Raw genomic sequence first — 23,471 nt, forward strand, 5'->3', positions numbered from 1 at the left:
GCCACACTCCTGAGTCCAGCCCCCACCCGACCAGCGCCAATTGCTTACATCTCCCACCTCTGACACAATCGCGAATAATTCTCGTTAGTTTAAACTTCTCGATTGGTGATGTTTCGTGTCGTCAGCCCAAAGTCCTCACAGTGAGCTTGTCGGCGCGTTATACCGCGACCATCGCGGCTGGCTGCTGGCCTGGCTGCGGCGCAATGTGGCCTGTCCGCAACGGGCCGAAGACCTTAGCCAGGACACCTTCGTCCGCCTGCTGGGCCGTGACGAACTGAAAACCCCGCGCGAACCGCGGGCGTTTCTGGTGGCCATCGCCAAAGGCCTGCTGTTCGACTACTTCCGCCGCGCCGCGCTGGAACAGGCCTACCTCACCGAACTGATGCTGATCCCGGTGGGCGAACAACCCTCTTTGGAAGAACAGCAGCTGATCCTCGAAGACCTCAAGGCCATCGATCGCCTGCTCGGCCAACTCTCGAGCAAGGCCCGTGCGGCCTTCCTCTTTAATCGTATCGATGGCCTGGGCCACGCCGAAATCGCCGAGCGCCTCGGGGTGTCCGTGCCTCGAGTGCGGCAGTATCTGGCCCAGGGCATTCGTCAGTGCTACATCGCACTGTACGGTGAACCGGCATGAGCCCGGTCAGCTCCAAACCGGTCTCGGCCCGGGTCCTGGATGCGGCCATCGCCTGGCAACTGTCGCTGGACTCCGGCGACGGCAGCGCCATAGAGCGCGAAGAATTCGCCAAGTGGCACGCTGCCGCCGAGGAACACGCTCGCGCCTGGCGGCAGCTGGGCATGCTCGATCAACGTTTCAGTGTCGCCAGCGGCCCGGCCCGCACGGCCTTGCTGCAATCACGCGAAAGCATTCGCCGGCGAGTACGCAAGCTTGGCAGCAGCCTGGCCAGTGTGGCGCTGGTCTGCGGTCTGGCATTATTCGCCGGTGAACGTTATCTACCACTCGACTACTGGCTGGCCGACCAACGCACCGCTACCGGCGAGCAACGCACCCTGCGGCTGGCCGATGGCACGCTGATCAATCTCAACACCCACAGCGCGCTGGATGTGCGCTTCGATGAGAAACAGCGGCGAATCGTGCTGCTGGAAGGTGAAATCCTCATCGAAACCGGCCACAACGATGCCCGGCCATTTATCGTCGAAACCCGCGAAGGCAAGATGCGCGCGCTGGGTACGCGGTTCCTGGTCAAGCTCGAAGAGCAAGGCACGCGGCTGAGCGTGTTGCAATCGGCCGTGGCCGCGCATCCGCAATCCAGTGTGGCCGAACAGATTCTGCGTGAAGGCCAGCAAGTGTTGATGCGCCGCGACGGCCTTGGTCCGCTGCTGGCGCTGAACCCGGGGGCCGACGCCTGGACCCGCGGCATGCTGGTGGTGGATAACGCCCGGCTGGGGGATCTGGTCAACGAACTCAGCCGTTATCGCCGCGGCCATCTGGGCATCGCGCCGCAAGTGGCGGACCTGCGAATCACCGGCAGCTTCCCGCTGCACGACACCGACCTGGCGCTGACCGCCCTGTTGCCGACCCTGCCAGTTCAGATCGAACAGCACACGCCATGGTGGGTGACAGTGGTGGCCAGGGCTGAGACCAAACCCTGAACGCAGATCCCCTTGTGGCGAGGGAGCTTGCTGTGGCGAGGGGGCTTGCCCCCGCTCGCCTGCGCAGCAGGCGTAAAACCTGAGAATGCGGTGTGCCCTGACCCAATGTGGTAGCCGGTTTTAGGGCCGCTTCGCGCCCCAGCGGGGGCAAGCCCCCTCGCCACAGAGGGTGATCGACACTCCATCCATTTGTACCCAGCTGTTTCCTGAATCTAAATTATTTTCAATCAGCCCTATCACTTTTTGAATCTCGTCCGGCACATAGGCAATTGAGAAATATTTCCATTCAGGAGCCGCTGTATGTCCCGCTCGCTAGACACCTTGTTGCGCCCCAGTCTGTTGGCCGTCGCCATTGCCTTCTGCGCCCCGTTGGCCGGTACCCAAGTTATGGCCGCCGAACAGGCGTCCAGCGTTCGTGCCTACAACTTGCCGGCCGCGCCGTTGGCCAGCACCCTGAACCAGATCGCCAGCCAAGCCGGCCTGGCCCTGAGTCTGAATCCGTCGCTGGCCTCGGGCAAAACCTCGGCCCCGGTCAACGGCCAGTTCGACGCTGCCGGCGCCCTGCGTGAAGCCTTGCGCGGCACTGGCCTGCAACTGGAACAAAGCAGCGCCGGCACGTTCAGCCTGGTGGCGATCCCGGACGGCGTTGTGGCGCTGCCGGAAACCAGCATCACCGGCCAGGAAAGCTACGAAAGCGCCTGGGGCCCGGTAGAGGGTTACGTCGCCACCCGCACCGCGGCCGGTACCAAGACCGATACCCCGATCGTCGAAGTGCCGCGCTCGATGTCGGTGATCACTCGCGAGCAGATGGACGATCGCTCGGTCCTCAATCTCAATGACGCACTGCGTTATACCGCCGGAGTCGTCAGCAGTGGTTATGGCTCCGATTCCCGCGCCGACTGGCTGAGGGTTCGCGGCTTCGAGCCCACCCAGTTCCTCGACGGCCTGCCACTGCCCAAAGGCTCGTTCTCCAATCCCAAGGTCGAGCCCTGGAACCTGGAGCGCATCACGGTACTGCGCGGCCCGGCTTCTTCGGTTTACGGCCAGACGCCACCCGGCGGCATGCTGGACATGGTCAGCCGTCGCCCGGAGGAGCAAAGCAGCCATCAAGTCGAGCTGCAAGCCGGCAGCAACGAACACAAACAGATCAACTTCGACAGCACCGGCAAGATCGATGATGAAGGTCAGTTTCTCTACCGTGTCAGCGGCACCGTGCGCGACAGCAATGCGCCGGTCGACCACATTCCAGACAAGCGCTACAACATCGCCCCCAGCCTGACCTGGAATATCAACGACGATACCCACCTGACCTTCATCTCGCAGTACACCCGCGACGACACCGGTATTACCGGGCAGTTTCTGCCCCTGCAAGGCACCAAACTGCCGTCGGCAGCCGGCAAGATTTCCCATCACAAGAACCTCGGTGATCCGGACTGGGAATTCTACGACCGCACCTACTACGCGCTGGGTTACGCCTTCGATCATCGGCTGAACGATGTCTGGCAATTCCGTCAGAACCTGCGTTACACCAAGAGTGATCTGTCGTTCCAGGGCATCAACGCCGCCACGTTCAACACGGTACAGGCCGACGGTACCCTTAACCGTGAAACCGGCATCGTCAATGAAGACATCAGCCAGTTTGCGGTGGATAACAACTTCCAGGCCGATTTCCAGACCGGTGAACTGAGCCATACCCTGCTGCTGGGTCTGGATCATCAACGCTCGAACACCAACTACCAATGGCTTTATGGCTTTTCGGGCGTGCCGCCGACCAATGTGAACAAGCCGGTGTATGGCCAGGACTTCTCCAACGTCACCTATTTTGCGATGAATGACTTTGCGCAAAAGACCCGACAAACCGGCCTCTACGTTCAAGACCAGATCGCCCTGGACAAATGGCGCCTGACCCTCGGCGGTCGTGAGGACTGGGTACACACCGGTACCACCTTTAACCAGACCGATGCCACCAACACCCAGCGTGACAAGGCCTTCAGTGGCAATGCCGGCCTGAGTTATGTGTTCGACAGCGGCCTGACGCCTTATCTCTCCTACACCGAGTCGTTCCAGCCCTCCACCGGCGCTTCCGCCAGTGCCGAGCAGTCGTTCAAACCGACAGAAGGCCGGCAATACGAAGCGGGGCTCAAGTATCAGCCTCCGGGGAGCAGGATGTTGCTCACTGCCGCCGTATTCGATCTGCGCCAGAAGAATGTGAAGGTCACTGAAGGCAACGTCACCAGCCAGACCGGTGAGGTCCAGCTTCGCGGTCTTGAACTGGAAGCCACTGCCGATGTAACCGACAACCTTAAGGTAATCGGTTCTTACAGCTACACCGACAGTGAAGTCCTGGAAGGCGCCGGCAAAGGCAACCGCATGCAGCAGATTCCACGCAACCAGGCGACCCTGTGGGGCGACTATACCTGGCATAACGGCGTGCTCGACGGCTTCGGCGTCGGTGCCGGCGTGCGCTACGTGGGCGACACTTACGGCGATGTGGCCAACACCGAGCTGGGCCATGTCGGCTCCAACACCATCTACGATGCGTCGGTTCACTATGATCTGGGCCGCCTGAGCAACAGCCTCAAAGGCGCGTCGCTCGCGGTGGATGCCAAGAACATTTTCAACAAGGACTATTTGTCGACCTGTGACGGCTACTGGTGCTACTACGGCGACGAACGTAACGTCGTCGCCAGCGTGAGCTACAAGTGGTAATCCGCTAGCCCCACCGCAGCAAAACAAGGGTCACGAAATAACCGTGGCCCTTTTGCATCTGGATGATTCATGAAAAGCCAAACCATCCGCCGCTGGTCCTTTATCCACACCTGGACCAGCCTGATCTGCACCGTCTTCCTGCTGATGCTGGCGTTGACCGGCTTGCCGTTGATTTTTCATCACGAGATCGATCACCTGCTGGGTGACGCGCCCGAGCTCAAACAGCTGCCGGCCGACACCCCGCAGTTGGACTTGCAGCAGCTGGTGCGCGCCGCCGAGGCTCATCGGCCGGGCGAAGTGATGCAGTATTTCGGTTGGGATGAAGAAGACCCCAACGGCGTGATCGCGATCATGGCGCCCACCGCCGGCACCGAACCCAACTCGTCCCACACCTTCATGCTCGACGCCCGCACCGGTGAGGCGCTGGAAATTCCCTCGGCCAACGGCGGCCTGATGATGGTCATGCTGCGGCTGCATGTGGACATGTTCGCCGGTCTGCCGGGCAAGTTGCTGCTGGCGTTCATGGGGATACTGTTCGTGCTGGCGATCATTTCCGGCACGGTGCTGTACCTGCCGTTCATGCGTCGGCTGAAATTCGCCAGCGTCCGTCAGAATAAATCCACCCGGCTGCGCTGGCTCGACCTGCACAACCTGATCGGCGTGGTCACCCTGACCTGGGCCTTGGTGGTCGGTGTGACCGGGGTGATCAGCGCCTGCGCCGACCTGCTGATCGCCGCCTGGCGCAATGAAAGCCTCGGCGCAATGATCGAACCTTATCGCGGCGCCCCACCCCTGACTCAACTGGCACCGGCCAGCCGTTTGCTCGAGATTGCCAAAAGCGTGGCGCCGGGCATGCAGCCGGACTTCGTCGCCTTCCCCGGCACGCGGTTTTCCAGCGAGCATCACTATGCGGTATTCATGAAAGGCAGCACCCACCTGACCTCGCACCTGCTGACCCCGGTATTGATCGACGCCAGCACCCTGCAGGTCACCGCCGTCGCCGAACGGCCGTGGTACATGGACGCCATGGGCATGTCGCAACCGCTGCACTTCGGTGACTACGGCGGCATGCCGATGAAAATCCTCTGGGCGGCGCTGGATGTGTTGACCATCATCGTTCTGGGCAGCGGTGTGTATCTGTGGGCAGTGCGGCGCAAGGCGGCAAAACCGGTGATCGCTGAAGTGGAAACCGCCTCGTGAAGCCCAGACAATCGAACTTCTGGAAGGTCTTCGGTACGCCCATGATCCTCGGCCTGCTCACTGCCGCCGGCCTGTTCGCCGCACTGCTCGGGGATGGTGTGTGGGATGGATTGAGCTGGATTGGCTTGGGGGTACCGGCGATGATTGGGTTGCGGGGATTGTTCAAAGGGCGCGCCCGGGCCTGAAATTCTTGGTGTCTGACAGGGCCCCATCGCGAGCAGGCTCGCTCCCACATTTGATTTGCGTCGTTTCACCATTGTGTGATCAACCCAGAACTAATGTGGGAGCGAGCTTGCTCGCGATGGCTGCCTCACAGCCACCGAATCATTTCCAGATTCAAACCCCTCGCCAGCCACCACAGAACTTAATAGGCTGACCCCCTGCCCATCCTGTGAGAAAAACCATGTCCGCCCCCACCATGACGTTGTTCCACAACCCTGCCTCGCCCTACGTTCGCAAAGTGATGGTGCTGCTCCACGAAACCGGCCAACTGAACCGCGTGGCGCTGCAAAACAGCCAACTGAGCCCGGTCAGCCCGGACGCAGCCCTCAATCAGGACAACCCCCTGGGCAAAATCCCGGCCCTGCGCCTGGCCGACGGCAACGTACTGCATGACAGCCGAGTGATACTCGATTACCTCGACCACCAGCACGTCGGCAACCCGCTGATCCCCCGCGACGGATCGGCCCGCTGGCGGCGCCTGACTTTGGCCTCGATGGCCGACGGAATCCTCGACGCCGCAGTGCTGGTGCGATACGAAGTCGCCCTGCGCGCTCCGGAAAAACACTGGGCCGAATGGCTCGAAGCCCAACGCGACAAAATCCGCCGCGCCCTGGCCGTATTCGAAGCCGATGCAATCGCCGAACTCACCTGCCATTTCGACGTCGCCGCCATCAGCCTCGCCTGTGCTCTGGGCTACCTGGACTTCCGTCATCCAGACCTGAACTGGCGCGCAGCCAATCCGAAGCTCGCCGGCTGGTATGCAGAGGTTAGTCAGCGACCGTCGATGCTGGAGACCCAGCCACCGGTTTGACTCTTGATTAATGGCTGAGCATACCGGCCTCAAAGGATCGCGGGCTGCGATCTTTTGACGTCAAGGGGAACACCACGTCGCCAATCCCTCAATTGAAACCACCGAGCCCAAAACCCTAGCAGTTCTGCTAGTAGGCACAACTTGAAAAAACTCCGATGCTAAAGGCCCAGCTTTTTGGACCTTGCACGGAGCTCAGCCAAATGCCTACTTCCCCTCGCGTAACCGTACTGTGTCGCTACCGCTATAACCCGCTGGATCACCTGGCTGATTACACGCCATACGAGCAGGCCGGCATCCAGCGCTTTTACTGCAAAAGCCGCCTGGCCACTGAAATACAAGGCGCGATGCAGTTCAGCATCTTCCAGCACGACGACCAGCTGCTGGCGCAACAGCAGTCCCAGAGTGGCAAGCTCGACACCACCCTGCTGGCGACCGACCAACAACGTTCGGTATTGAACGCACTCGACGCGACTCAACCTCATCCCCTTGGCTACACACCCTACGGCCATCGCCCATCGGAAAACGGCTTGCTTAGTTTGCTCGGATTTAACGGCGAACGGCCAGATCCGGTGACCGGGCATTATCATTTGGGCAATGGTTATCGGCAGTTCAACCCGGTGTTGATGCGATTTAACAGCCCGGATAGTTGGAGTCCGTTTGGGGAGGGGGGGTGAATGCGTATGGGTATTGTGGGGGAAATCCGGTTACTCAAAGTGATCCGACCGGGCATGCCATTGGTGCTTTGATAATGAACTTTTTGCGGTCAACAAAATTTTCTGTCGGTGTCGGGATGCTAGGTGGAGTTGGACTCATTGCTGCGCCGTTCATAGAAGATGAAGATGTACGCTTAGGGGTGGAATTTGCTTCAGGTTTGCTTCTTGGAATTGGGGGCGGAGGGCTCATAGTGAAAAGGTATAACGGTAGACACAATACTACGCGGCCTATCCCGGCCAGGCAGAGTTCTAGCGCTGGGTCGCGCCAAACTCCTCCGGAGAACATAGAGATGCAAAGCCGAAGTCCGATCAATCTTTCATATGACGGATTACCGCTGAACACTCAGAGAGCTCTCATACCTCGTATCCCCCTTCCCCGGCGCCTGACATCTTCACCTCCGGATGCAGTATCGTCGCGGACGTCTTCACCAACGCGCAATACGTCAGCGGTTCTACCTCGCGATCAGCCCCTAAATGTTAACGAATGGCGTCACCAACAGTAGGTATATCGAGGCCACCCTGGATTATCTGGACTTTCGCCACCCGAAGCTGAACTCGTCAGCGCTTGGTATGCCGAGGTCAGTCAGCTGCCGAGATACTGGACGCAGCCGCCGGGTCGAGCTCTATGACTAATTCAACGTTTTCGCGGGCAAGTCCATTCCCACAAGAGAGCCAGCGTACCTGTGGGTGCGGGCTTGCCCACGAAGGGACCACATTGGTCCCCGGGGAAACAACCCGGCGATCCGCGTCGCCAATATCGCCCCGACCTGCTGATCCTCACGCAACCCTAACGACCGGCTCATTCCACCGCTCCCAGCTCAAACTCCAGCGGTTTGGCCGTTTTTTGCCCAATCCCATACCAGTCGAGTTTGCGCGTCAGCACCATAAACACACCCAGCAGCCCAAACAGCAGCAACGAGCCCATCAACAACGCGTAATCCTCGGCGCTGAGCAAGCCATAAAGCAGGCCATACAATGCCGCCAGTCCAAGCGCAAAACTCAAGCCGTGACGCAAACTACCCAGCACATGGCTGACATAAAAACCGATCAACAACACGCTGGCACCGGCCGACAATAAATACGCCAGGGCAAACCCAATGTGCTCGGACAGTGACAACAGCAGCAGGTAGAAAAACGCCAGCGCGACACCCACCAAGGCGTATTGAATTGGGTGCACCGCCATGCTCTTGAGCACTTCGAACAGGAAGAATCCGGCGAAGGTCAGGGCAATGAACAACAACGCGTATTTGATCGCCCGGTCGCTCTTGAGGTACTGATCCACTGGTTCGATGAAGCTCACCCCAAAGCTGCGGCTCTTGAATTCTTCGCAACGGTCACTGGTCAGGCAGTTGGACAGGGCTTCTTCGAGGTTGGTGGAGAAGAACGAGGTCTGCCAATACGCGGTAAAACCCTCTGCGGTGATTTCACGCTGGCCCGGCAGGTAGTTGCCGATAAAGCTAGGATGAGGCCAGTTGGCCGCCAATTGCACCTTGCTGGCTTTACCCACCGGGGTGATCTGCAACTGGCCGGTGCCTTGTAGACGCAGGTCGAAGGCGAATGCCAGTTCAGCGCCTTTTTGCTTGTCCAGCGTGGGCAAGGTGACGTGCACGCCTTCACCCAGCCAACCAATCCGCGTGCCCGGCACGAACTCCAGGCTCTGACCGTTGAGCTCCAGTTTCAGGGCATTTTCGATCCCGCGAATATCGCTGATACCGATTGCCAGAAACGGCGAGTCAAATTGGTAGTCGGCAAAATTTTCCTGGATGCCCAACTGCGCAGGGATCGAAAACAGACCGCTGATATGGTTGTCTGCATGGTAAAGCCGTGCCTGATAAATACCTCGCGAGCGCAGCTCGGTCCGAACCTTGCCATCAAGCTCGAAACGCTCCGGCAGAAAGTACAGGCGACCGCTTTCTTCTGTGGTCTCCAGATAACGCTTGCTGGTCTGAACGTTGGTTTTCCAGGTACGCACCGCTTTGCGATACGGCACCACCATGATCGGGCCGCTCAGTTGCTGGCTGTAGCTGGAACTGCGTGCGATGTCTTCAAGGACACCGTCGCGCAGTTGCTGACGGTCATTGATGATGCCGTTGATCATCAGCAACGGGATCAGCAACAGCAGAATCAAAAGGGCAATTGCCCCCAGTTTTAAGGTCAGGCTGCGATTCATGGGTCTCTCCCTGTTTGGATGGGGAGAGTCTGTGGTGGCTGTGTGGCGGTTTTATGGGGGGAATGTGGAGAGTGTGTGCAGAGTAAGGAGCCGATCTCCTGTGGCGAGGGGGCTTGCCCCCGCTGGGGCGCGTAGCGGCCCCAAAACCAGTCACCGCGATGTTTCAGGTAAACCCAATGTGCTGGTTTTACGACTGCTGCGCAGCCGAGCGGGGGCAAGCCCCCTCGCCACAAGTCAGGGCAGGAGCAGTGTCACCTCTACCCCACCCGGTACGTTGGCGATGTGCAACTCGCCACCGTGCAACTGCACCACTTCTTCAACAAAATTCAACCCAAGCCCGGTGCTTTTGCGCCCGCTGTCCGGGCGCGGCAGGGAGTAGAAGCGTTCGCTCAATCGTGGCAAAGCGTAATCGGGAATCGGGTCGGCCTGGTTGAACAGTTTGAGCTCGATTTGCTCACCCACCTGCTCGGCGCTGAATCGCAACACCCCATGAGACGGGATGAAATCCAGCGCATTCTCCAGCAGATTGGCCAATGCCTGACGCAACAGAAACGGCTCGCCCGACAGTCTCAATCTCGACGCTATCTGCTGCTCGACCTGTAAATGCTTACGCTCGATCCGCGCACTTCGGGCGCTCAGCAATTCCTCCAGCAACGGTACCAAGGGTACTGCAACTCGCTCCTCCAACCCCTGGCGCTGCTCGACCAGTGCCAGGTTCAACAGCCGTTCGATCAACTGCTGCATGCGCGCGCTTTCGCAATTGATATTGCTGACGAAGCGTTGCCGTTGAGCTGGTGGCATTTCGTCCTGGAGCAATTCGGCGGCGCCACGAATCGCCGCCAATGGGCTCTTCAATTCATGGGTCAGGGTGTGTACATAACGTTCGACGTAAGCCTTGCCTTCAAGCTGAGTGCGCATGTGTTCGACCGCCGTGGCCAACTGCTCCAGCTCGCCACCGCGATACTGCGGCAACTCGGCACGGCGGCCCTCGCTGACGGCCTGGGCATAGGCGGTCAAGCGCCGTAGCGCTGCGCTGAGCCACCAGGACAGCACGGCGCCGAACAGCAAACCGAGGCCGATCAACCCCGCGCCGTACCACAGCAATCGCCGCTCGGTGCGGTCGACGTAGGGCTGCAATGAGCTATTGGGCTTGGCCACGGTGACCGCGCCGATGATCTGGCCGTTGTCGCGGATCGGCGCGCCGACGTGCATCACCGACGAGTCTGGATCTGCCGGATCGCTGCGGGTCGAGCGGGCGCCATATTCGCCGCGCAGGGTCAGGTACACGTCATTCCAGCGCGAATAATCCTGCCCCACCGCCACGCCGCTGGAGTCCAGCAAAACGGTGCCCTTGGCATCGGTGACATAGATACGGTGATTGACCTGATTCTTTGGCAAGCCCCAGATGGTCGCCGCCGGTTGCCGTTCGCCGTAGGCCTTGAGCAGTTCCGGCCAGCGGCTTTGGGCGAGCGTCCCGGACTTGAGGTCATCGCGCAGGATCTCGGCCATCAGGTTGGCGGTGTCCACCAGGGTTTCCTCGGTGGACTGGCGCACGCCGGGACGGATTTCTTTCATCACCGTACTGAGCACGAAAAAACCGGTGAAGCTGATAAACAGCAGATACCCCAGGAAAATCCGGATCCCCAGCGGCATCAGTTATGCCCCGGGCGGTAGCTATAACCGAGACCGCGATGGGTCTGGATTGGCTCGGCGTCGGCAACCACCAGGCGCAATTTCGCTCGCAGACTTTTGATATGGCTGTCGATGCTGCGCTCGTAACCGGCATCGGCGGCGACGCCCAGCGCATCAAGCAACTGCTCGCGGCTGAAGACTCGCTCGGGTTGCTCCAGCAGGCATTGCAGCAGACGGAATTCATGACGGGTCAGGCTCAGCAGCTGGCTGCGATAGCTGATCTGCACGCGCTCGCGGTCGATCTGAAACACCCCGGTGGCCACAGCGGCGGTGGCCCGTGGCAGCACGCGCTTGAGAATCGCCCGTGCTCGTGCGGCGACCTCGCGAGGGCTGAACGGCTTGACCACATAATCGTCAGCGCCGATTTCCAGCCCCACCACCCGGTCGATTTCGCCGTCGCGGGCGCTGAGGAACATCACCGGCACTTCGCTGAACCGCCGCAATTGCTTGCAGGTCTCGAAACCGCTGATGTCCGGCAAGCCGATATCGAGAATGATCAGGTCTGCCGGAGTGCTGCGCTGATGCTCCAGCGCCGCTTGCCCCAGGCTCACCCAGGTGGTGGTAAAGCCCTCGCCCTGCAAGGCGAATATCAGGGTATCGGCAATCGCGGCTTCGTCTTCGACAATCAGGATATGGGGCATGGCATCCGAGCACAGAGATTTCGTTACCGAAAGGTGCAGGATCGTTCAATCGCCGTCAATCAGCAGTCGGGTTTGTCCGCCGTATACCGTCGCGCCGGGTTCACCGCCGCACCAAACTCGCGCAACGCCTTGGAGCCGATCAGCAGCGGGTAGTTGAAGCTGCTGCGGTCGGTCAGGTTGACCTCGACGGTGCGTTTGACGTTGCCCAGGCACAGCTCCAGATCGACCACCGGGCGCTTGGTGGGTGCGGCCGTGTCCTCGTCATCCTCGTCTTCTTCGGTGCGGGTTTTGATTTTGCTGATGCGTGCGACCTTGTGCTCATAGACCTTGTTGCTCGCACCCTTGGTGGCCAGGCGGAAGCGCACCCAGTCTTCGCCATCACGGGTAAAGGTTTCGATGTCCTTGGCCGACAACGAGGCGGTCAGGGCGCCAGTGTCCATTTTGGCCTTCAGGGTTTCACCGCCGATTTCCGGCAATTGAATGTATTCGTAGCGCCCGTAAAGGGTCGGCTCGGCGGCCATGACCGGCAGGGCGAGGAGGGATAATAGTGCAAGGACGGATTTCACGATGGGAGGGTTCCTTGTGGGAAATGGAGCAGTGACGCTGAATTCTAGACCGCAGAAAACAGGGTAAGTTGGAAAGATAACCTGAGTGGCACACATCCTGTGGCGAGGGAGCTTGCTCCCGCTGGGGCGCGTAGCGGCCCCAAAACCGATAATCACGGTGTCTCAGACAGATCTCATCCGCCGGTTTACGACTGCTGCGCCCGAACGCGGACCGGCCGGCGGGAGCAAGCTCCCTCGCCACAAGGGATTTGCATCGTCAATAACAAACCACCCTACCCTACCAAAGGTGAAACATTCGTCAGTTGGCGCGCCGAGCGCCGTTGAATCAGCTACCGATACCGGTGCCCCAGATCCCGCCCAGGCTTTGCAGTAGCGAGCCGCCCACGCCCTGCTGACCGAGGTATTGCAGGATCACTGGGGCAAACTGGCCGATCATCCCGCTGTCCATGCCCAGGGCGCTGAAGGCGTTGTTCAGGTCGTTGGTGTCTTTGACGTTGCCCAGCAAGCCGTCCAGCGCCGACGACTCACCGGACTTGCCGAGCAATCCGCCCAAAGCGCCCAAGCCACCCATCGCACCTAGCGCGCTATTGCCCGAGATCTGATCCAGGCCCGGTACGCTTTTGCTCAGCTGCGAATAGTCGGTGGAGCTCAGCTGATTCTTCGCCAGCCCAAGCATGGCGCCGGTGCCACCGATCGCCTGTTCTGGAGTGATATCGAGCTGCGAACCCAATGTATTGAGCAAGCCAGCCGCTTTTGGCGCTGCCTCCACTGTCGCGTCGCCTTTGTTATTACCTTGTGCGCCGGAGACTGCATTGGCCACATCGTTCAGGTTGAAAGCCGCGAAGACCGGGCTTGCCGCCAGGGTCATGAGCGAAGCCAGTGCAACACCGCGTGAAATCTTCATCGAGACAACCTCTTGGGCCATGAAAACCACTGCGCAATGAGTGGTGCAAAACAGTCAGTTGGACTGGCGGGAATGGGGTTTGTTCCCAGTGTCCAGTGCGCTGCCTCAACTAGCCGAAAAATATTTCCTATGCACTGCATCCAGTATTCCCCCGCCTGCGTATATCAAGCACGGACAGACACTCCTGGCCGATTCTTCCCCATGAGGATCATCACCATGAAACGCACTTCGATTAAAACCCCATTGATCGCCAGCCTGTTGACCCTGGCCCTTTCCTGCGGCCTGACGCTGACCAGCGCACAAGCCGCGGACCCGTGGCACGACAGCGTGATAGTCGGCGGCCAGAGCATGATGCCGAGCAAAGACATCATCGATAACGCCGTCAACTCCGCCGACCACACCACCCTGGTCGCCGCCGTGAAAGCCGCCGGGCTGGTCGACACCCTCAAAGGCAAAGGTCCGTTCACCGTGTTCGCGCCGGTCAATTCGGCGTTCGCCGCCCTGCCCGCCGGCACCGTCGACAGCCTGCTGAAACCGGAAAACAAAACCACCCTGACCCATATCCTCACCTACCACGTGGTGCCCGGTAAGCTTGACATGACGGAGTTGAGCAAACGCATTAAGGCCGGTGGCGGCAAGGCAGAGCTTGCTACTGTAAGTGGCGGCAAGCTGTGGGTCATGATGAACGGTCCGCACAACATCGTGCTCAAGGATGAAAAAGGTGTCACCGCCGACATCACCACCTACGACGTCAACCAGTCCAACGGTGTCATCCAGGTGATCGACAAAGTGCTGATGCCAAAAAGCTAAGCCTTGACGCCGGCCCTGCGCATCAAGGCCGGCGTTTGCTTTGAGGGACCTGCCGGTGAATGGAACAACCGCGCGCCGTGAACTAACCTCTGCCTGCAACCGGCCCTGCACGCGTCCTGCCGCCGCTACATCGATTGCCTGGAGAACCGTCATTTCCACCGACGACGCTGATCAGCTCAAACAGCTTCTGGCCCAGTGCTCACTGGGCGACCGTCGCGCGTTTGAAGCCCTCTACCGCAGCGTTGCCCCGCGCTTGCACGGCGTGGCGCTGCGTTTCATGGGGCGTCGTGATCTGGCCGAAGACGTGCTGCAAGAGAGCTTCGTGCGGATCTGGAGCAATGCGTCACGCTACCAGGCACACCTGTCGGCGCCCCTGACCTGGATGATCAACATCACCCGCAATCAGGCCATCGACCAGCTGCGCAAACATCGCGAACGGCCTCTGAGCGAGCTGGAAGAACAGGCCATCGTCGATGAAGCCCCGTCGGCCCATGAGCTGTTGAACCGTACCCGTGAGACCAGTGCCTTGAACCGCTGCCTGGAACACCTGGAAGGCATGCAGCGCCAATCGATCACCATCGCCTACTTTCAGGGCTTGTCGTGCGCTGAGTTGGCCGAACAGCTCGCCGCACCGCTGGGCTCGGTCAAATCCTGGATTCGCCGCGGTATGGAGCGCCTGCGCAGGTGCCTTGAATCATGAACTACCAGACCCCCAGCCTGCGCCGCGCGCTGGCCGCCGATTACGCCATTGGCCTGATGCCCGCCGCTGCCCGCCGGCGTTTCGAACAGCTGTTGCTGGAGGATGCCGCCCTGCGCAGTGAACTGGCCCAGTGGCAGGAAAGCCTGGCCAGCCTGAACGAGCCGTTGGTTGAAGAGCCAGTGCCGGAACATGTGTGGCAAGCCATCACCGCGCAGATCGAACCGCAGCAGCTGCATGTGCCTGAGAAACGCTCGTTCTGGCATTGGCTGCGCGTTACGGCTGTGCTGTGTTCGCTGCTGGTGGCCGTGACCCTGGGCATTCTCTACAACCGCGACGACACCCGCTACAGCGCCACCCTGCTCAGCGCCACCGAGCAACCTGCGTTGCGGATCCGGGCCCATGACGACTACCTGCAAGTCGAGCCGCTGACCCTCACCGCCATCGATCCGGACCGCAGCCTGGAACTGTGGGCCATCAGGCCCGACGGCAAACCGGTGTCCCTCGGCGTACTACCGGCCGGCGGCGAAGGTCGGATCAGCCTGAGTGAAGAACAACAAGCCTTGCTCGACACGCCGATTGCCCTGGCGGTCAGCCTTGAGCCCCAAGGCGGATCGCCGACCGGGCAACCGACCGGGCCGGTGTTGTATCAGGGGCAATTGGCGGCGTTGTAAAACCTTTGAGGAGGTGAATGTCAGTTAAGCACTGGGCGTCCCTAAAAGATCGCAGCCTGCGGCAGCTCCTACAGAAGCGGCGAGATACTCAGCCCCTTGTAGGAGCTGTCGAGCGAAGCGAGGCTGCGATCTTGGCGATCTCGCACGCCCCGAAAGTCTTTAGTTTACGTCGAAGCACTGCGCATTTCTCATAACTGACCGGCAGCCCCCTCACCACAAGAAATTGCGCTCGGTGCAGAGTCTTACGTCAGTCTCGGAAATCCCCTCACGCTCGCGCCTTGCACCGTTTGGAGCAGGAAGCTTATAGTCCGCTCGTCGCCCATATGGCGATTCAGGTTTGGCGACCTGACATCAGAGAGAATGCAAAAGGTGTCTGCTTGCAGGTACTTTAGCACCCGCAAAGCCGCTTGTTTTATGGCGGCTGTGCGCGGGAGACTTTCGAGTCTGCCGGTTTTCTCTGTTGCCGGTTCGCCAACCCGCGTACAGCTGCCACCCTTCGTTTGGCGACGAATAGTGACGGCATTAAGCAAACAAAATAGAGAGCAATTCATGAACCGATACATGCCCATCACCGGAATCGACAACGACTTCCACTCCCTGCTTATCGACACCCAAGCCCCGCTCGACGTCCTGCACGACACCGCCGCCTATCGCATCCTCGCCGTGACCCAACTGCTGGAAAACCTCGCCCTGCGCGAAGAAATCCACTCCGACACCGTAGTCCTCCACGACTTCGCCCGGCTCCTCGCCATCCCCTTGCGCGACGGCTGCGACTTGATGGACGTGATCGGCCGACGATTGCAGGCACAGGCGTCCTCATAAACAAAATCGGGCGACATCAAGGTCGCCCTTTTTTATAGCCGATGACTGATAGTCAGTTGATAACTTTGCCTTTTTTATTTCACAGACCCTAATTATTTTTTGCGACAGACAACCGTCTATCCGAAAACCCTGATGTAACGATGCAACCTGTAATTTCTGACAGTAGACGAAATAGTGCCCGGAATTTATAACTTTATCGACAGGCTCTGCTTTTTTGCTTGATCAATATTAGGATATAACAATGACTATCTATGACTACACCGCCTATGCGGAGGACGACATTCACCACACCCAATACGGCGAAGTAGAAGCGAGCACCTTCAAAGAAGCAGAAGCGAAAATCAAAACCCTCTATAACTATCCAATAATAACGAAGCTATCCATGCTCCTCGACGCTGGACCTGAAACATTTCCTGAAGAATAGTAAAGCCATAACAGCATACGAAACTCTACCGCCTCGAACCTTTCAGGGAGCCCACCCCCATGCCGACGAACCGCGTGATTCTGCTTTGCCGCTACCACTACGACCCACTGGATCGTCTGGCCGCTTGCACACAATCGGAACACGCGAGTACCCAGCGCTTCTACCTGAAAACCCGCCTGGCCACCGAGATTCTCTCCCAAGCTTCAACCGCGAAAGTTAACAGTTACATTTCAAAGATGACAAATAAGAAAAGGGCGACACTTAGTCGCCCTTCTCTCACTTCAAATTTTCTTACGCCGCACTAAACAACTTATGCGGATCAATCACAAACTTCTTCGGCACACCCGCATCGAACTCGCCGTAACCACGTGGCGCATCATCAAGGCTAATAACTTCAACCCCAACGATGTCGGCAATGTGAATGCGGTCCCACATGATGGCCTGCATCAGTTGGCGGTTGTACTTCATGACCGGGGTCTGGCCGGTATGGAAGCTGTGGGATTTTGCCCAGCCCAGACCGAAGCGGATGCTCAGGCTGCCCATTTTTGCAGCAGCGTCGACAGCACCTGGATCTTCAGTGACATAGAGACCGGGGATGCCGATTTTGCCGGCTACGCGGACTACGCCCATCAACGAGTTGAGGACGGTGGCCGGTGCTTCGTGTTTCACGCCGTCATGGCCGTGACCACGAGCTTCGAAGCCCACAGCATCGACGGCGCAATCCACTTCCGGCTCGCCCAGCAGCGCAGCGATCTGTTCGTGCAACGGGGTGTCCAGGGACAGGTCGGCGATTTCGAAGCCCTGAGCCTTGGCGTGGGCCAGGCGAACAGTGTTGACGTCACCAATGATCACCACTGCCGCGCCCAACAGGCGAGCGGATGCAGCCGCCGCCAAACCGACTGGGCCAGCGCCAGCGATATACACGGTGCTGCCCGGGCCAACGCCAGCGGTCACTGCGCCGTGGTAACCGGTCGGCAGGATGTCGGAGAGGCAGGTCAGGTCACGGATTTTTTCCATGGCCTTGTCGCGATCAGGGAGTTTCAGCAGGTTGAAGTCGGCATACGGCACCATTGCGTATTCGGCCTGGCCACCGGTCCAGTCGCCCATGTCGACATAGCCATAGGCTCCGCCGGGACGGGCCGGGTTAACGCTCAGGCAGACACCGGTGTGCTGCTCTTTGCAGGAACGGCAACGGCCACACGCAACGTTGAACGGCACCGATACCAGGTCGCCGATCTGCAGGTTTTCGACATCACGGCCCTTCTCGATCACTTCACCGGTGATCTCGTGACCCAGGACCAGACCGGTCTGGGCGGTGGTGCGGCCGCGCACCATGTGCTGGTCGGAACCACAGATGTTGGTAGACACCACACGCAGGATGACACCGTGTTCGATCTTCCTGCCGCGCGGGTCCTGCAATTTGGGATAGTCGATTCTCTGTACTTCGACCTGGCCATTGCCGAGATACACGACACCACGATTACCAGACATGCTTTCACCTCGCTGTTGTTTTTATGTAGCGGTCGCGTTGCCATGGAGCGGCAGCGCGTTGATTGCTTGGGTTATTGCCTGTGTGCTCTTGTGTTGTTTGGGAGGGCCTCATCGCGATCTAAAGAACAACCGTTCTGTTTGCGTTGAGAAACACGCGTCTTTCAATGTGATAACCCACAGCCCGCGCCAACGTCAGCCCTTCGATATCCCGCCCCTTGGCGATCAGATCTTCGGGGTAATGACTGTGGTCCACTACTTCCACGCCCTGGGCGATGATTGGGCCTTCGTCCAGGTCGTTGTTGATGTAGTGCGCGGTGGCGCCGACCAGTTTCACGCCCTTGTTGTAGGCCTGGTGATAAGGCTTGGCGCCTTTGAACCCGGGCAACAGGGAGTGATGGATGTTGATCGCCTTGCCGTCGAGCTTGCGGCACAACTCCGGCGACAGCACTTGCATGTAGCGCGCAAGGATCACCAGTTCGGCGCCGGACTCTTCGATGACTTGCCAGACCTGACGCTCTTGCGATGGCTTGTCGTTCGGGTCCAGCGGGAAGTGGTAGTAGGGAATCTGGTGCCAATCGGCCAGCGGCTTGAGGTCCGGGTGGTTGGAGACCACCGCGACCACGTCCATGGACAACTGGCCGATGCGCTGGCGGTAGAGCAAGTCGTTAAGGCAGTGATCGGCCTTGGAGACCATGATCACTACTTTTGGCCGGTGGTGCGGCGGTGTCAGTTCGAAGATCATGCCGAAAGCGTCAGCGCGCTCGGCGAGACCGGCGCGGAATGCTTGCTCGTCGAAGCCGTCGGGCTGACGGAATTCCACACGAATGAAGAAGCGGCCGGAAAGCCGATCATCGAAGGAATGGTGCTCGGTGACGTAGCAACCCTGTTCGAACAGAAAACGGGTCACCGCATCCACCGTGCCGAGGACGCTTGGGCAATCGGCGGTCAGAATCCATGTGTCTGGGGCGCGGCTCATAGTGCGGTGACTCCTAAGACATCGATAGACGAAGCTGCCTCCTGTAGGAGCGAGCTTGCTCGCGATGGACGTCAACGATAACGCGTACTTCCTGGATTAACGCGTCGCCCTCAAGTCCTTCGCGAGCAAGCTCGCTCCTACAGTTGATCGCCTCCATGAATGGCTTTGATCAGGCCTGAACGCTCAAACCGTACTCAGCGGAGGCATCCTGCAACCACAGCCACCAGTAATCGGCGAAGCTGCGACGAATCACCAGCTCCCAGGTGTCTTCAGCGGTGTGGCGGATCACCAGTTGCGACTTGGCGAACACCGTGCCAACGGCTTTGCCCACCGGGAAGTTGTTGGGGTGCACGTCGTAGCTGGTGGATTTCATCAGTACTTCGCGGACTTTCGGGCCGCTCAGTTCGATCAGCTGTTGGCCACCGCTGACGTTGACGATGGAGATGTGCAGAGCCCCCAGCGCTTCACGGAGTTTTTTCTCGGCAGCGAATTCTTCACCGGTCGGGACGATCAGCAGCCATTCATCCGGCCCCATCCATTGCAGGCTGGTTTCGCCCTTGGCGACCACGGTCAGGGCCACTGGCAATTCCAGGCCCAGGGCCTTGTGCACGCCAGCGGCGAACGCTGGATCATGACCGTCGCCACGGATGGTCAGATGGCCGAGGAGTTTCTTGTCACGCACGGTGACACCGGCGTTTTTGCGGCCCTTGCCCACCAGACTGGCGAGGTCGGCGTGATGCAGCGGCGACTCGGCCTTGGCCCCGGTGGTTGGGCGTTGTTGGTAAACATTGGCTGCGGTCATAAAGCACCTGTCTTGAATTCTGTTGGTTCCGGCCCTTGTGGTGGCAGCACTGCCGTCATCGCGAGCAAGCTCGCTCCCACATTGGATTGATGCCTGACACAAACTTTCCTGGCGACTTCAATCCTGTGGGAGCGAGCTTGCTCGCGATGCAGACGACGCGGTTTAGCTGCGCGCCCACAGGACCCGAGGCCATTAAATGTTCTGGCGATCACCTTTCGGATCGAAGAACACCGAAGAAACGATTTCCGCTTCGATCACGCTGCCGTCGGCCAGCGGTGCGAACACACGCTCACCGATACGCTTCAAGCCGCCCTTCACCACACCCATGGCAAACGAATAGCCGAGGGAGTTGTGCAGGTAGCTGGAGGTCACGTGACCAACCATCGTCATCGGAATCGCTTGCTTGGTGTTGAACACCAGTTGCGCGCCTTCGGGCAGCCATTTGGTCGGGTCGATGGGTTTGAGGCCCACCAACTGTTTGCGTTGATCACGCACGCAGTCTTCACGGTTCATGCCGCGCCAGCCGATCCACGAGAACGGTTTGGTCCGGCCAACGCACCAGCCCATGTTCAAGTCGTCCGGGGTCATCGAGCTATCGGTGTCCTGGCCGACGATGATGAAGCCCTTCTCGGCCCGCAGGACGTGCATGGTTTCAGTGCCGTATGGGGTCAGGTTGTACTTTTTCCCGGCCTCGACGATTTTCTCGAGCACGCCCATGGCGTAGTCGGCCTGGACGTTGACTTCGTACGACAGCTCACCGGTAAACGAGATCCGGAACACCCGGGCAGGCACACCGCCGACCAGACCTTCTTTCCAGGTCATGAACGGGAAGCCGTCCTTGTCCAGATCGATGTCGGTGACTTCGCTGAGCAGCTTGCGGCTGTTCGGCCCGGACAGGGTCATGGTCGCCCAGTGGTCGGTGACCGAGGTGAAGTACACCTTGAGGTCTGGCCATTCGGTCTGCTGGTAGATTTCCAGCCATTGCAGCACGCGTGCAGCGCCGCCGGTGGTGGTGGTCATCACGAAGTGGTTGTCCGCCAGACAGGCCGTTACGCCGTCGTCGAAGACCATGCCGTCTTCTTTGCACATCAGGCCATAACGGGCCTTGCCCACATCGAGTTTGGTCCAGGCGTTGGTGTAGACGCGGTTGAGGAACTCCCGCGCATCCGGGCCCTGGATATCGATCTTGCCCAGGGTCGACGCATCGAGCAGGCCGACGCTGTCGCGCACGGCTTTGCATTCGCGTTTGACGGCGGTGTGCAGGTCTTCACCGTTTTTCGGGAAGTACCATGGACGCTTCCACTGACCGACGTCTTCGAACTCGGCGCCGTTCTTCACGTGCCAGGCTTGCAGGGCGGTGTAGCGCACTGGCTCGAAGATGTGGCCGCAGTGACGACCGGCTATCGCACCGAAGGTCACCGGCGTGTAGTTCGGGCGGAACATGGTGGTGCCCATTTGCGGGATGGTCACGTTCAGTGAACGCGCCGCAATGGCCAGACCGTTGACGTTGCCGAGTTTGCCCTGGTCGGTACCGAAGCCCAGTGCGGTGTAGCGTTTGACGTGTTCGACCGACTCGAAGCCTTCGCGGGTCGCCAGTTCGATGGCGGCGGCGGTGACGTCGTTCTGCAGGTCGACAAATTGCTTCGGCGCCCGTGCGGTGGTTTTTTCGTGGGGCACCTGGAACAGCGCCAGGGTTGGTTCTTCCAGTCGGCTCAGGGCTTTTGGCAGCACGCCTTCGACCGCTTTGAAGCCGGCTTCGCTGGCAGCGCGCACGCCACCTTCAAAACCGTCGGCCAAGGTGTCGCCGAGGCTGTACACGCCATTCACGCCGCCGACGCACACGCGTTTCTGCGGAGCTTCGCCCGGTACGAAACCGAGGATGTCTTCACGCCAGATCGGCTTGCCACCGAGGTGAGAAGCCAGGTGAACCACCGGGCTGTAACCGCCGGAGCTGGCCACCAGGTCGCAGTCCAGCCATTCGCCAGGGCTGGTCACGGTATGTGCTTTGACATCGATGGCGGCAACCCGAGCTGCGGTCACATGCTTGCTGCCGCGCGCTTCGACCACTGCGCTGCCGGTCAGGATACGGATGCCTTTGGCCCGCGCTTCTTCTACCAGCGCGCCGCGAGGATTGCTCCGTGCGTCGGCGATGGCCACCACTTGCAGGCTGGCGTCGAGCCAGTCCAGCGCCACGCGGTAAGCGTGATCGTTGTTGGTCGAGAGCACGAGTTTTTTGCCCGGCGCTACGCCGTACCGACGCACGTAAGTCGAGACTGCGCCAGCGAGCATGTTGCCCGGCACGTCGTTGTTGCCGTAGACCAATGGACGCTCATGCGTACCGGTGGCCAGCACCACGCGTTTGGCGCGAACCCGGTGGATGCGCTGACGCACTTGACCGATCGGTGCACGGTCGCCGAGGTGATCGGTGAGGCGCTCGTGAATGGTCAGGAAGTTATGGTCGTGGTAACCGTTGACCGTGGCACGAGGCAACAGCACCACGTCCGGCAGGGATTTGAGCTCAGCGATGACGCTGGCGACCCATTCGGTGGCCGGTTTGCCGTCGAGGCTTTCGCGGGAGTCGAGCAGGCTGCCGCCGAACTCTTCCTGCTCATCCGCCAGAATCACCCGGGCACCGCTGCGCGCGGCTGCCAGAGCGGCTGCCAGACCTGCGGGACCACCGCCGACAATCAGCACGTCGCAGTGACGGTTCATGTAGTCGTAAGTGTCTGGATCGTTCTCGGTCGGCGAGCGGCCAAGACCTGCGGCCTTACGAATGTACTTCTCGTAGGTCATCCAGAACGATTGCGGGTACATGAAGGTTTTGTAGTAGAAGCCCGGCGGCATCAGCTTGCCGCCGACCTTGCCGAGAATCCCCATCATGTCGTTGTTGACGCTCGGCCAGCCGTTGGTGCTGGTGGCGACCAGGCCCTGGTACAGCGCTTGTTGAGTAGCGCGCACGTTAGGAATTTGCGTGGCTTCGGTAGCGCCGATCTGCAGCACCGCGTTCGGCTCTTCGGCACCGGCGGCGAAGATGCCGCGCGGCCGAGAGTATTTGAAGCTGCGACCAATGATGTCGACACCGTTGGCCAGCAAGGCTGCGGCCAGGGTGTCGCCTTCGAAGCCTTTGTAGCTCTGGCCGTTGAAGGTGAAGCTCAAGACTTTGTTGCGGTCGATCCGGCCGCCGTTGGACAGACGATTGATCTGGCTCATACCTTCTCTCCCAGACCGGTCGCGACTTTCGCCGTTTCTGTCTTGCCGGTGAATTGCGGCTTGGCGCCGATCTTGTAGGTTTCGAGAATCTCGTAGGTCACGGTGTCACGGGTCGCGTTGAAGTACTGACGGCAACCGGCGACGTGATCCCACAGTTCGTGGTGCAACCCGCGTGGGTTGTCACGGAAGAACATGTAGTCGCCCCACTCCTCGTCGGTGCAGGCGTTCGGGTCCAGTGGGCGCGGGATGTGCGCCTGGCCGGATGCATGGAATTCCTCTTCGGAGCGCAACTCGCCGCAGTGAGGACAGAAGATATGCAACATGGG

The 23,471-nt window shown here is 59.8% G+C and carries 21 protein-coding genes and 1 pseudogene; 12 read left to right on the top strand and 10 right to left on the bottom strand.

What is annotated here, in order from left to right; genetic code table 11:
• Positions 1-115: 115 nt before the first annotated feature.
• The 7 genes and pseudogenes from ACA064_RS28370 to ACA064_RS28400 all read left to right on the top strand — a co-directional run.
• A complete protein-coding gene (locus ACA064_RS28370) occupies positions 116-634 on the top strand; it encodes an RNA polymerase sigma factor (RefSeq protein WP_497671085.1) in 519 nt (172 codons plus the stop codon).
• Entirely contained in the window at positions 631-1,611 is a 981-nt protein-coding gene (locus tag ACA064_RS28375) for a FecR family protein (protein WP_497671086.1), read from the top strand. The genes ACA064_RS28370 and ACA064_RS28375 overlap by 4 nt, the downstream gene beginning before the upstream one ends.
• Positions 1,612-1,911: 300 nt before the next feature.
• Positions 1,912-4,320 carry a TonB-dependent siderophore receptor gene (locus ACA064_RS28380; RefSeq protein WP_497671087.1) on the top strand — a complete coding sequence of 803 codons (2,409 nt, stop codon included), beginning with the start codon at positions 1,912-1,914 and terminating at the stop codon, positions 4,318-4,320.
• A 69-nt stretch (positions 4,321-4,389) separates the two neighbouring features.
• Positions 4,390-5,520, top strand: a complete 1,131-nt coding sequence (locus ACA064_RS28385; RefSeq protein WP_497671088.1) for a PepSY-associated TM helix domain-containing protein — start codon at positions 4,390-4,392, stop codon at positions 5,518-5,520.
• Entirely contained in the window at positions 5,517-5,705 is a 189-nt protein-coding gene (locus ACA064_RS28390) for a hypothetical protein (RefSeq protein ID WP_497671089.1), read from the top strand. Before ACA064_RS28385 ends, ACA064_RS28390 begins: the two co-directional genes overlap by 4 nt.
• A 218-nt stretch (positions 5,706-5,923) precedes the next feature.
• Positions 5,924-6,553, top strand: coding sequence for a glutathione S-transferase (locus tag ACA064_RS28395; protein WP_497671090.1), 630 nt, complete (start codon positions 5,924-5,926; stop codon positions 6,551-6,553).
• Between the two features lie 200 nt (positions 6,554-6,753).
• Positions 6,754-7,283 (top strand): annotated as a pseudogene (locus tag ACA064_RS28400) (RHS repeat-associated core domain-containing protein); the annotation flags it as partial.
• Positions 7,284-8,065: 782 nt separating this feature from the next.
• Here ACA064_RS28400 and creD read toward each other — a convergent pair.
• The 5 genes from creD to ACA064_RS28425 form a co-directional block, all read right to left on the bottom strand.
• The gene (gene creD / locus ACA064_RS28405) at positions 8,066-9,436 is read right to left on the bottom strand and encodes a cell envelope integrity protein CreD (RefSeq protein WP_497671091.1); all 1,371 of its coding nucleotides are present in this window, start codon (positions 9,434-9,436) and stop codon (positions 8,066-8,068) included.
• A 234-nt stretch (positions 9,437-9,670) separates the two neighbouring features.
• Positions 9,671-11,089, bottom strand: coding sequence for a two-component system sensor histidine kinase CreC (creC, locus tag ACA064_RS28410; RefSeq protein ID WP_497671092.1), 1,419 nt, complete (start codon positions 11,087-11,089; stop codon positions 9,671-9,673).
• Positions 11,089-11,769, bottom strand: coding sequence for a two-component system response regulator CreB (gene creB / locus ACA064_RS28415; protein ID WP_497671093.1), 681 nt, complete (start codon positions 11,767-11,769; stop codon positions 11,089-11,091). The genes creC and creB overlap by 1 nt, the downstream gene beginning before the upstream one ends.
• A gap of 59 nt (positions 11,770-11,828) precedes the next feature.
• Complete coding sequence (gene rloA2, locus ACA064_RS28420; RefSeq protein ID WP_497671094.1) at positions 11,829-12,335, bottom strand: retropepsin-like aspartic peptidase RloA2; 507 nt, start codon at positions 12,333-12,335, stop codon at positions 11,829-11,831.
• A 325-nt stretch (positions 12,336-12,660) separates the two neighbouring features.
• Entirely contained in the window at positions 12,661-13,239 is a 579-nt protein-coding gene (locus tag ACA064_RS28425; RefSeq protein WP_497671095.1) for a DUF2780 domain-containing protein, read from the bottom strand.
• Between the two features lie 216 nt (positions 13,240-13,455).
• Here ACA064_RS28425 and ACA064_RS28430 point away from each other — a divergent pair, with 216 nt between their 5' ends.
• The 5 genes from ACA064_RS28430 (at position 13,456) to ACA064_RS28450 (ending at position 16,666) form a co-directional block, all read left to right on the top strand.
• Positions 13,456-14,049 (top strand): fasciclin domain-containing protein, encoded by a 594-nt coding sequence (locus ACA064_RS28430; RefSeq protein WP_497671096.1) that lies wholly within the window; start codon positions 13,456-13,458, stop codon positions 14,047-14,049.
• Between the two features lie 55 nt (positions 14,050-14,104).
• Positions 14,105-14,749: an RNA polymerase sigma factor gene (locus ACA064_RS28435; RefSeq protein WP_497671097.1), complete on the top strand. Its 645-nt coding sequence runs from the start codon at positions 14,105-14,107 to the stop codon at positions 14,747-14,749.
• Positions 14,746-15,420: an anti-sigma factor gene (locus tag ACA064_RS28440; protein WP_497671098.1), complete on the top strand. Its 675-nt coding sequence runs from the start codon at positions 14,746-14,748 to the stop codon at positions 15,418-15,420. The genes ACA064_RS28435 and ACA064_RS28440 overlap by 4 nt, the downstream gene beginning before the upstream one ends.
• Before the next feature lie 549 nt (positions 15,421-15,969).
• On the top strand, positions 15,970-16,242 hold the full coding sequence (locus ACA064_RS28445; RefSeq protein WP_497671099.1) for a hypothetical protein: 273 nt from the start codon (positions 15,970-15,972) through the stop codon (positions 16,240-16,242).
• A 241-nt stretch (positions 16,243-16,483) separates the two neighbouring features.
• Positions 16,484-16,666, top strand: a complete 183-nt coding sequence (locus ACA064_RS28450; protein ID WP_497671100.1) for a hypothetical protein — start codon at positions 16,484-16,486, stop codon at positions 16,664-16,666.
• 291 nt (positions 16,667-16,957) lie between these two features.
• Here the strand turns inward: ACA064_RS28450 and fdhA are convergent, their stop codons facing one another.
• The 5 genes from fdhA to ACA064_RS28475 form a co-directional block, all read right to left on the bottom strand.
• Positions 16,958-18,157, bottom strand: coding sequence for a formaldehyde dehydrogenase, glutathione-independent (gene fdhA, locus ACA064_RS28455; RefSeq protein ID WP_150642914.1), 1,200 nt, complete (start codon positions 18,155-18,157; stop codon positions 16,958-16,960).
• Positions 18,158-18,275: 118 nt separating this feature from the next.
• Entirely contained in the window at positions 18,276-19,133 is an 858-nt protein-coding gene (purU, locus tag ACA064_RS28460) for a formyltetrahydrofolate deformylase (protein ID WP_497671101.1), read from the bottom strand.
• A 169-nt stretch (positions 19,134-19,302) separates the two neighbouring features.
• Complete coding sequence (locus tag ACA064_RS28465) at positions 19,303-19,935, bottom strand: sarcosine oxidase subunit gamma (RefSeq protein ID WP_497671102.1); 633 nt, start codon at positions 19,933-19,935, stop codon at positions 19,303-19,305.
• A 192-nt stretch (positions 19,936-20,127) separates the two neighbouring features.
• Positions 20,128-23,145 carry a sarcosine oxidase subunit alpha gene (locus tag ACA064_RS28470; protein ID WP_497671103.1) on the bottom strand — a complete coding sequence of 1,006 codons (3,018 nt, stop codon included), beginning with the start codon at positions 23,143-23,145 and terminating at the stop codon, positions 20,128-20,130.
• The gene (locus ACA064_RS28475; protein ID WP_489357952.1) at positions 23,142-23,468 is read right to left on the bottom strand and encodes a sarcosine oxidase subunit delta; all 327 of its coding nucleotides are present in this window, start codon (positions 23,466-23,468) and stop codon (positions 23,142-23,144) included. Before ACA064_RS28475 ends, ACA064_RS28470 begins: the two co-directional genes overlap by 4 nt.
• Positions 23,469-23,471: the final 3 nt, after the last annotated feature.

Source organism: Pseudomonas sp. LBUM1658 (genome assembly GCF_059716055.1).

Excerpts from the sequence above, each read along its gene's own strand:
- ACA064_RS28385 (WP_497671088.1), top strand. The coding sequence starts at position 4,390 with ATGAAAAGCCAAACCATCCGCCGCTGGTCCTTTATCCACACCTGGACC.
- purU (WP_497671101.1), bottom strand. The coding sequence starts at position 19,133 with ATGAGCCGCGCCCCAGACACATGGATTCTGACCGCCGATTGCCCAAGC.
- ACA064_RS28430 (WP_497671096.1), top strand. The coding sequence starts at position 13,456 with ATGAAACGCACTTCGATTAAAACCCCATTGATCGCCAGCCTGTTGACC.
- creB (WP_497671093.1), bottom strand. The coding sequence starts at position 11,769 with ATGCCCCATATCCTGATTGTCGAAGACGAAGCCGCGATTGCCGATACC.
- fdhA (WP_150642914.1), bottom strand. The coding sequence starts at position 18,157 with ATGTCTGGTAATCGTGGTGTCGTGTATCTCGGCAATGGCCAGGTCGAA.
- ACA064_RS28440 (WP_497671098.1), top strand. The coding sequence starts at position 14,746 with ATGAACTACCAGACCCCCAGCCTGCGCCGCGCGCTGGCCGCCGATTAC.
- ACA064_RS28445 (WP_497671099.1), top strand. The coding sequence starts at position 15,970 with ATGAACCGATACATGCCCATCACCGGAATCGACAACGACTTCCACTCC.
- ACA064_RS28380 (WP_497671087.1), top strand. The coding sequence starts at position 1,912 with ATGTCCCGCTCGCTAGACACCTTGTTGCGCCCCAGTCTGTTGGCCGTC.
- ACA064_RS28450 (WP_497671100.1), top strand. The coding sequence starts at position 16,484 with ATGACTATCTATGACTACACCGCCTATGCGGAGGACGACATTCACCAC.
- ACA064_RS28425 (WP_497671095.1), bottom strand. The coding sequence starts at position 13,239 with ATGAAGATTTCACGCGGTGTTGCACTGGCTTCGCTCATGACCCTGGCG.
- ACA064_RS28470 (WP_497671103.1), bottom strand. The coding sequence starts at position 23,145 with ATGAGCCAGATCAATCGTCTGTCCAACGGCGGCCGGATCGACCGCAAC.
- ACA064_RS28395 (WP_497671090.1), top strand. The coding sequence starts at position 5,924 with ATGTCCGCCCCCACCATGACGTTGTTCCACAACCCTGCCTCGCCCTAC.
- creC (WP_497671092.1), bottom strand. The coding sequence starts at position 11,089 with ATGCCGCTGGGGATCCGGATTTTCCTGGGGTATCTGCTGTTTATCAGC.
- ACA064_RS28475 (WP_489357952.1), bottom strand. The coding sequence starts at position 23,468 with ATGTTGCATATCTTCTGTCCTCACTGCGGCGAGTTGCGCTCCGAAGAG.
- ACA064_RS28465 (WP_497671102.1), bottom strand. The coding sequence starts at position 19,935 with ATGACCGCAGCCAATGTTTACCAACAACGCCCAACCACCGGGGCCAAG.
- creD (WP_497671091.1), bottom strand. The coding sequence starts at position 9,436 with ATGAATCGCAGCCTGACCTTAAAACTGGGGGCAATTGCCCTTTTGATT.
- ACA064_RS28375 (WP_497671086.1), top strand. The coding sequence starts at position 631 with ATGAGCCCGGTCAGCTCCAAACCGGTCTCGGCCCGGGTCCTGGATGCG.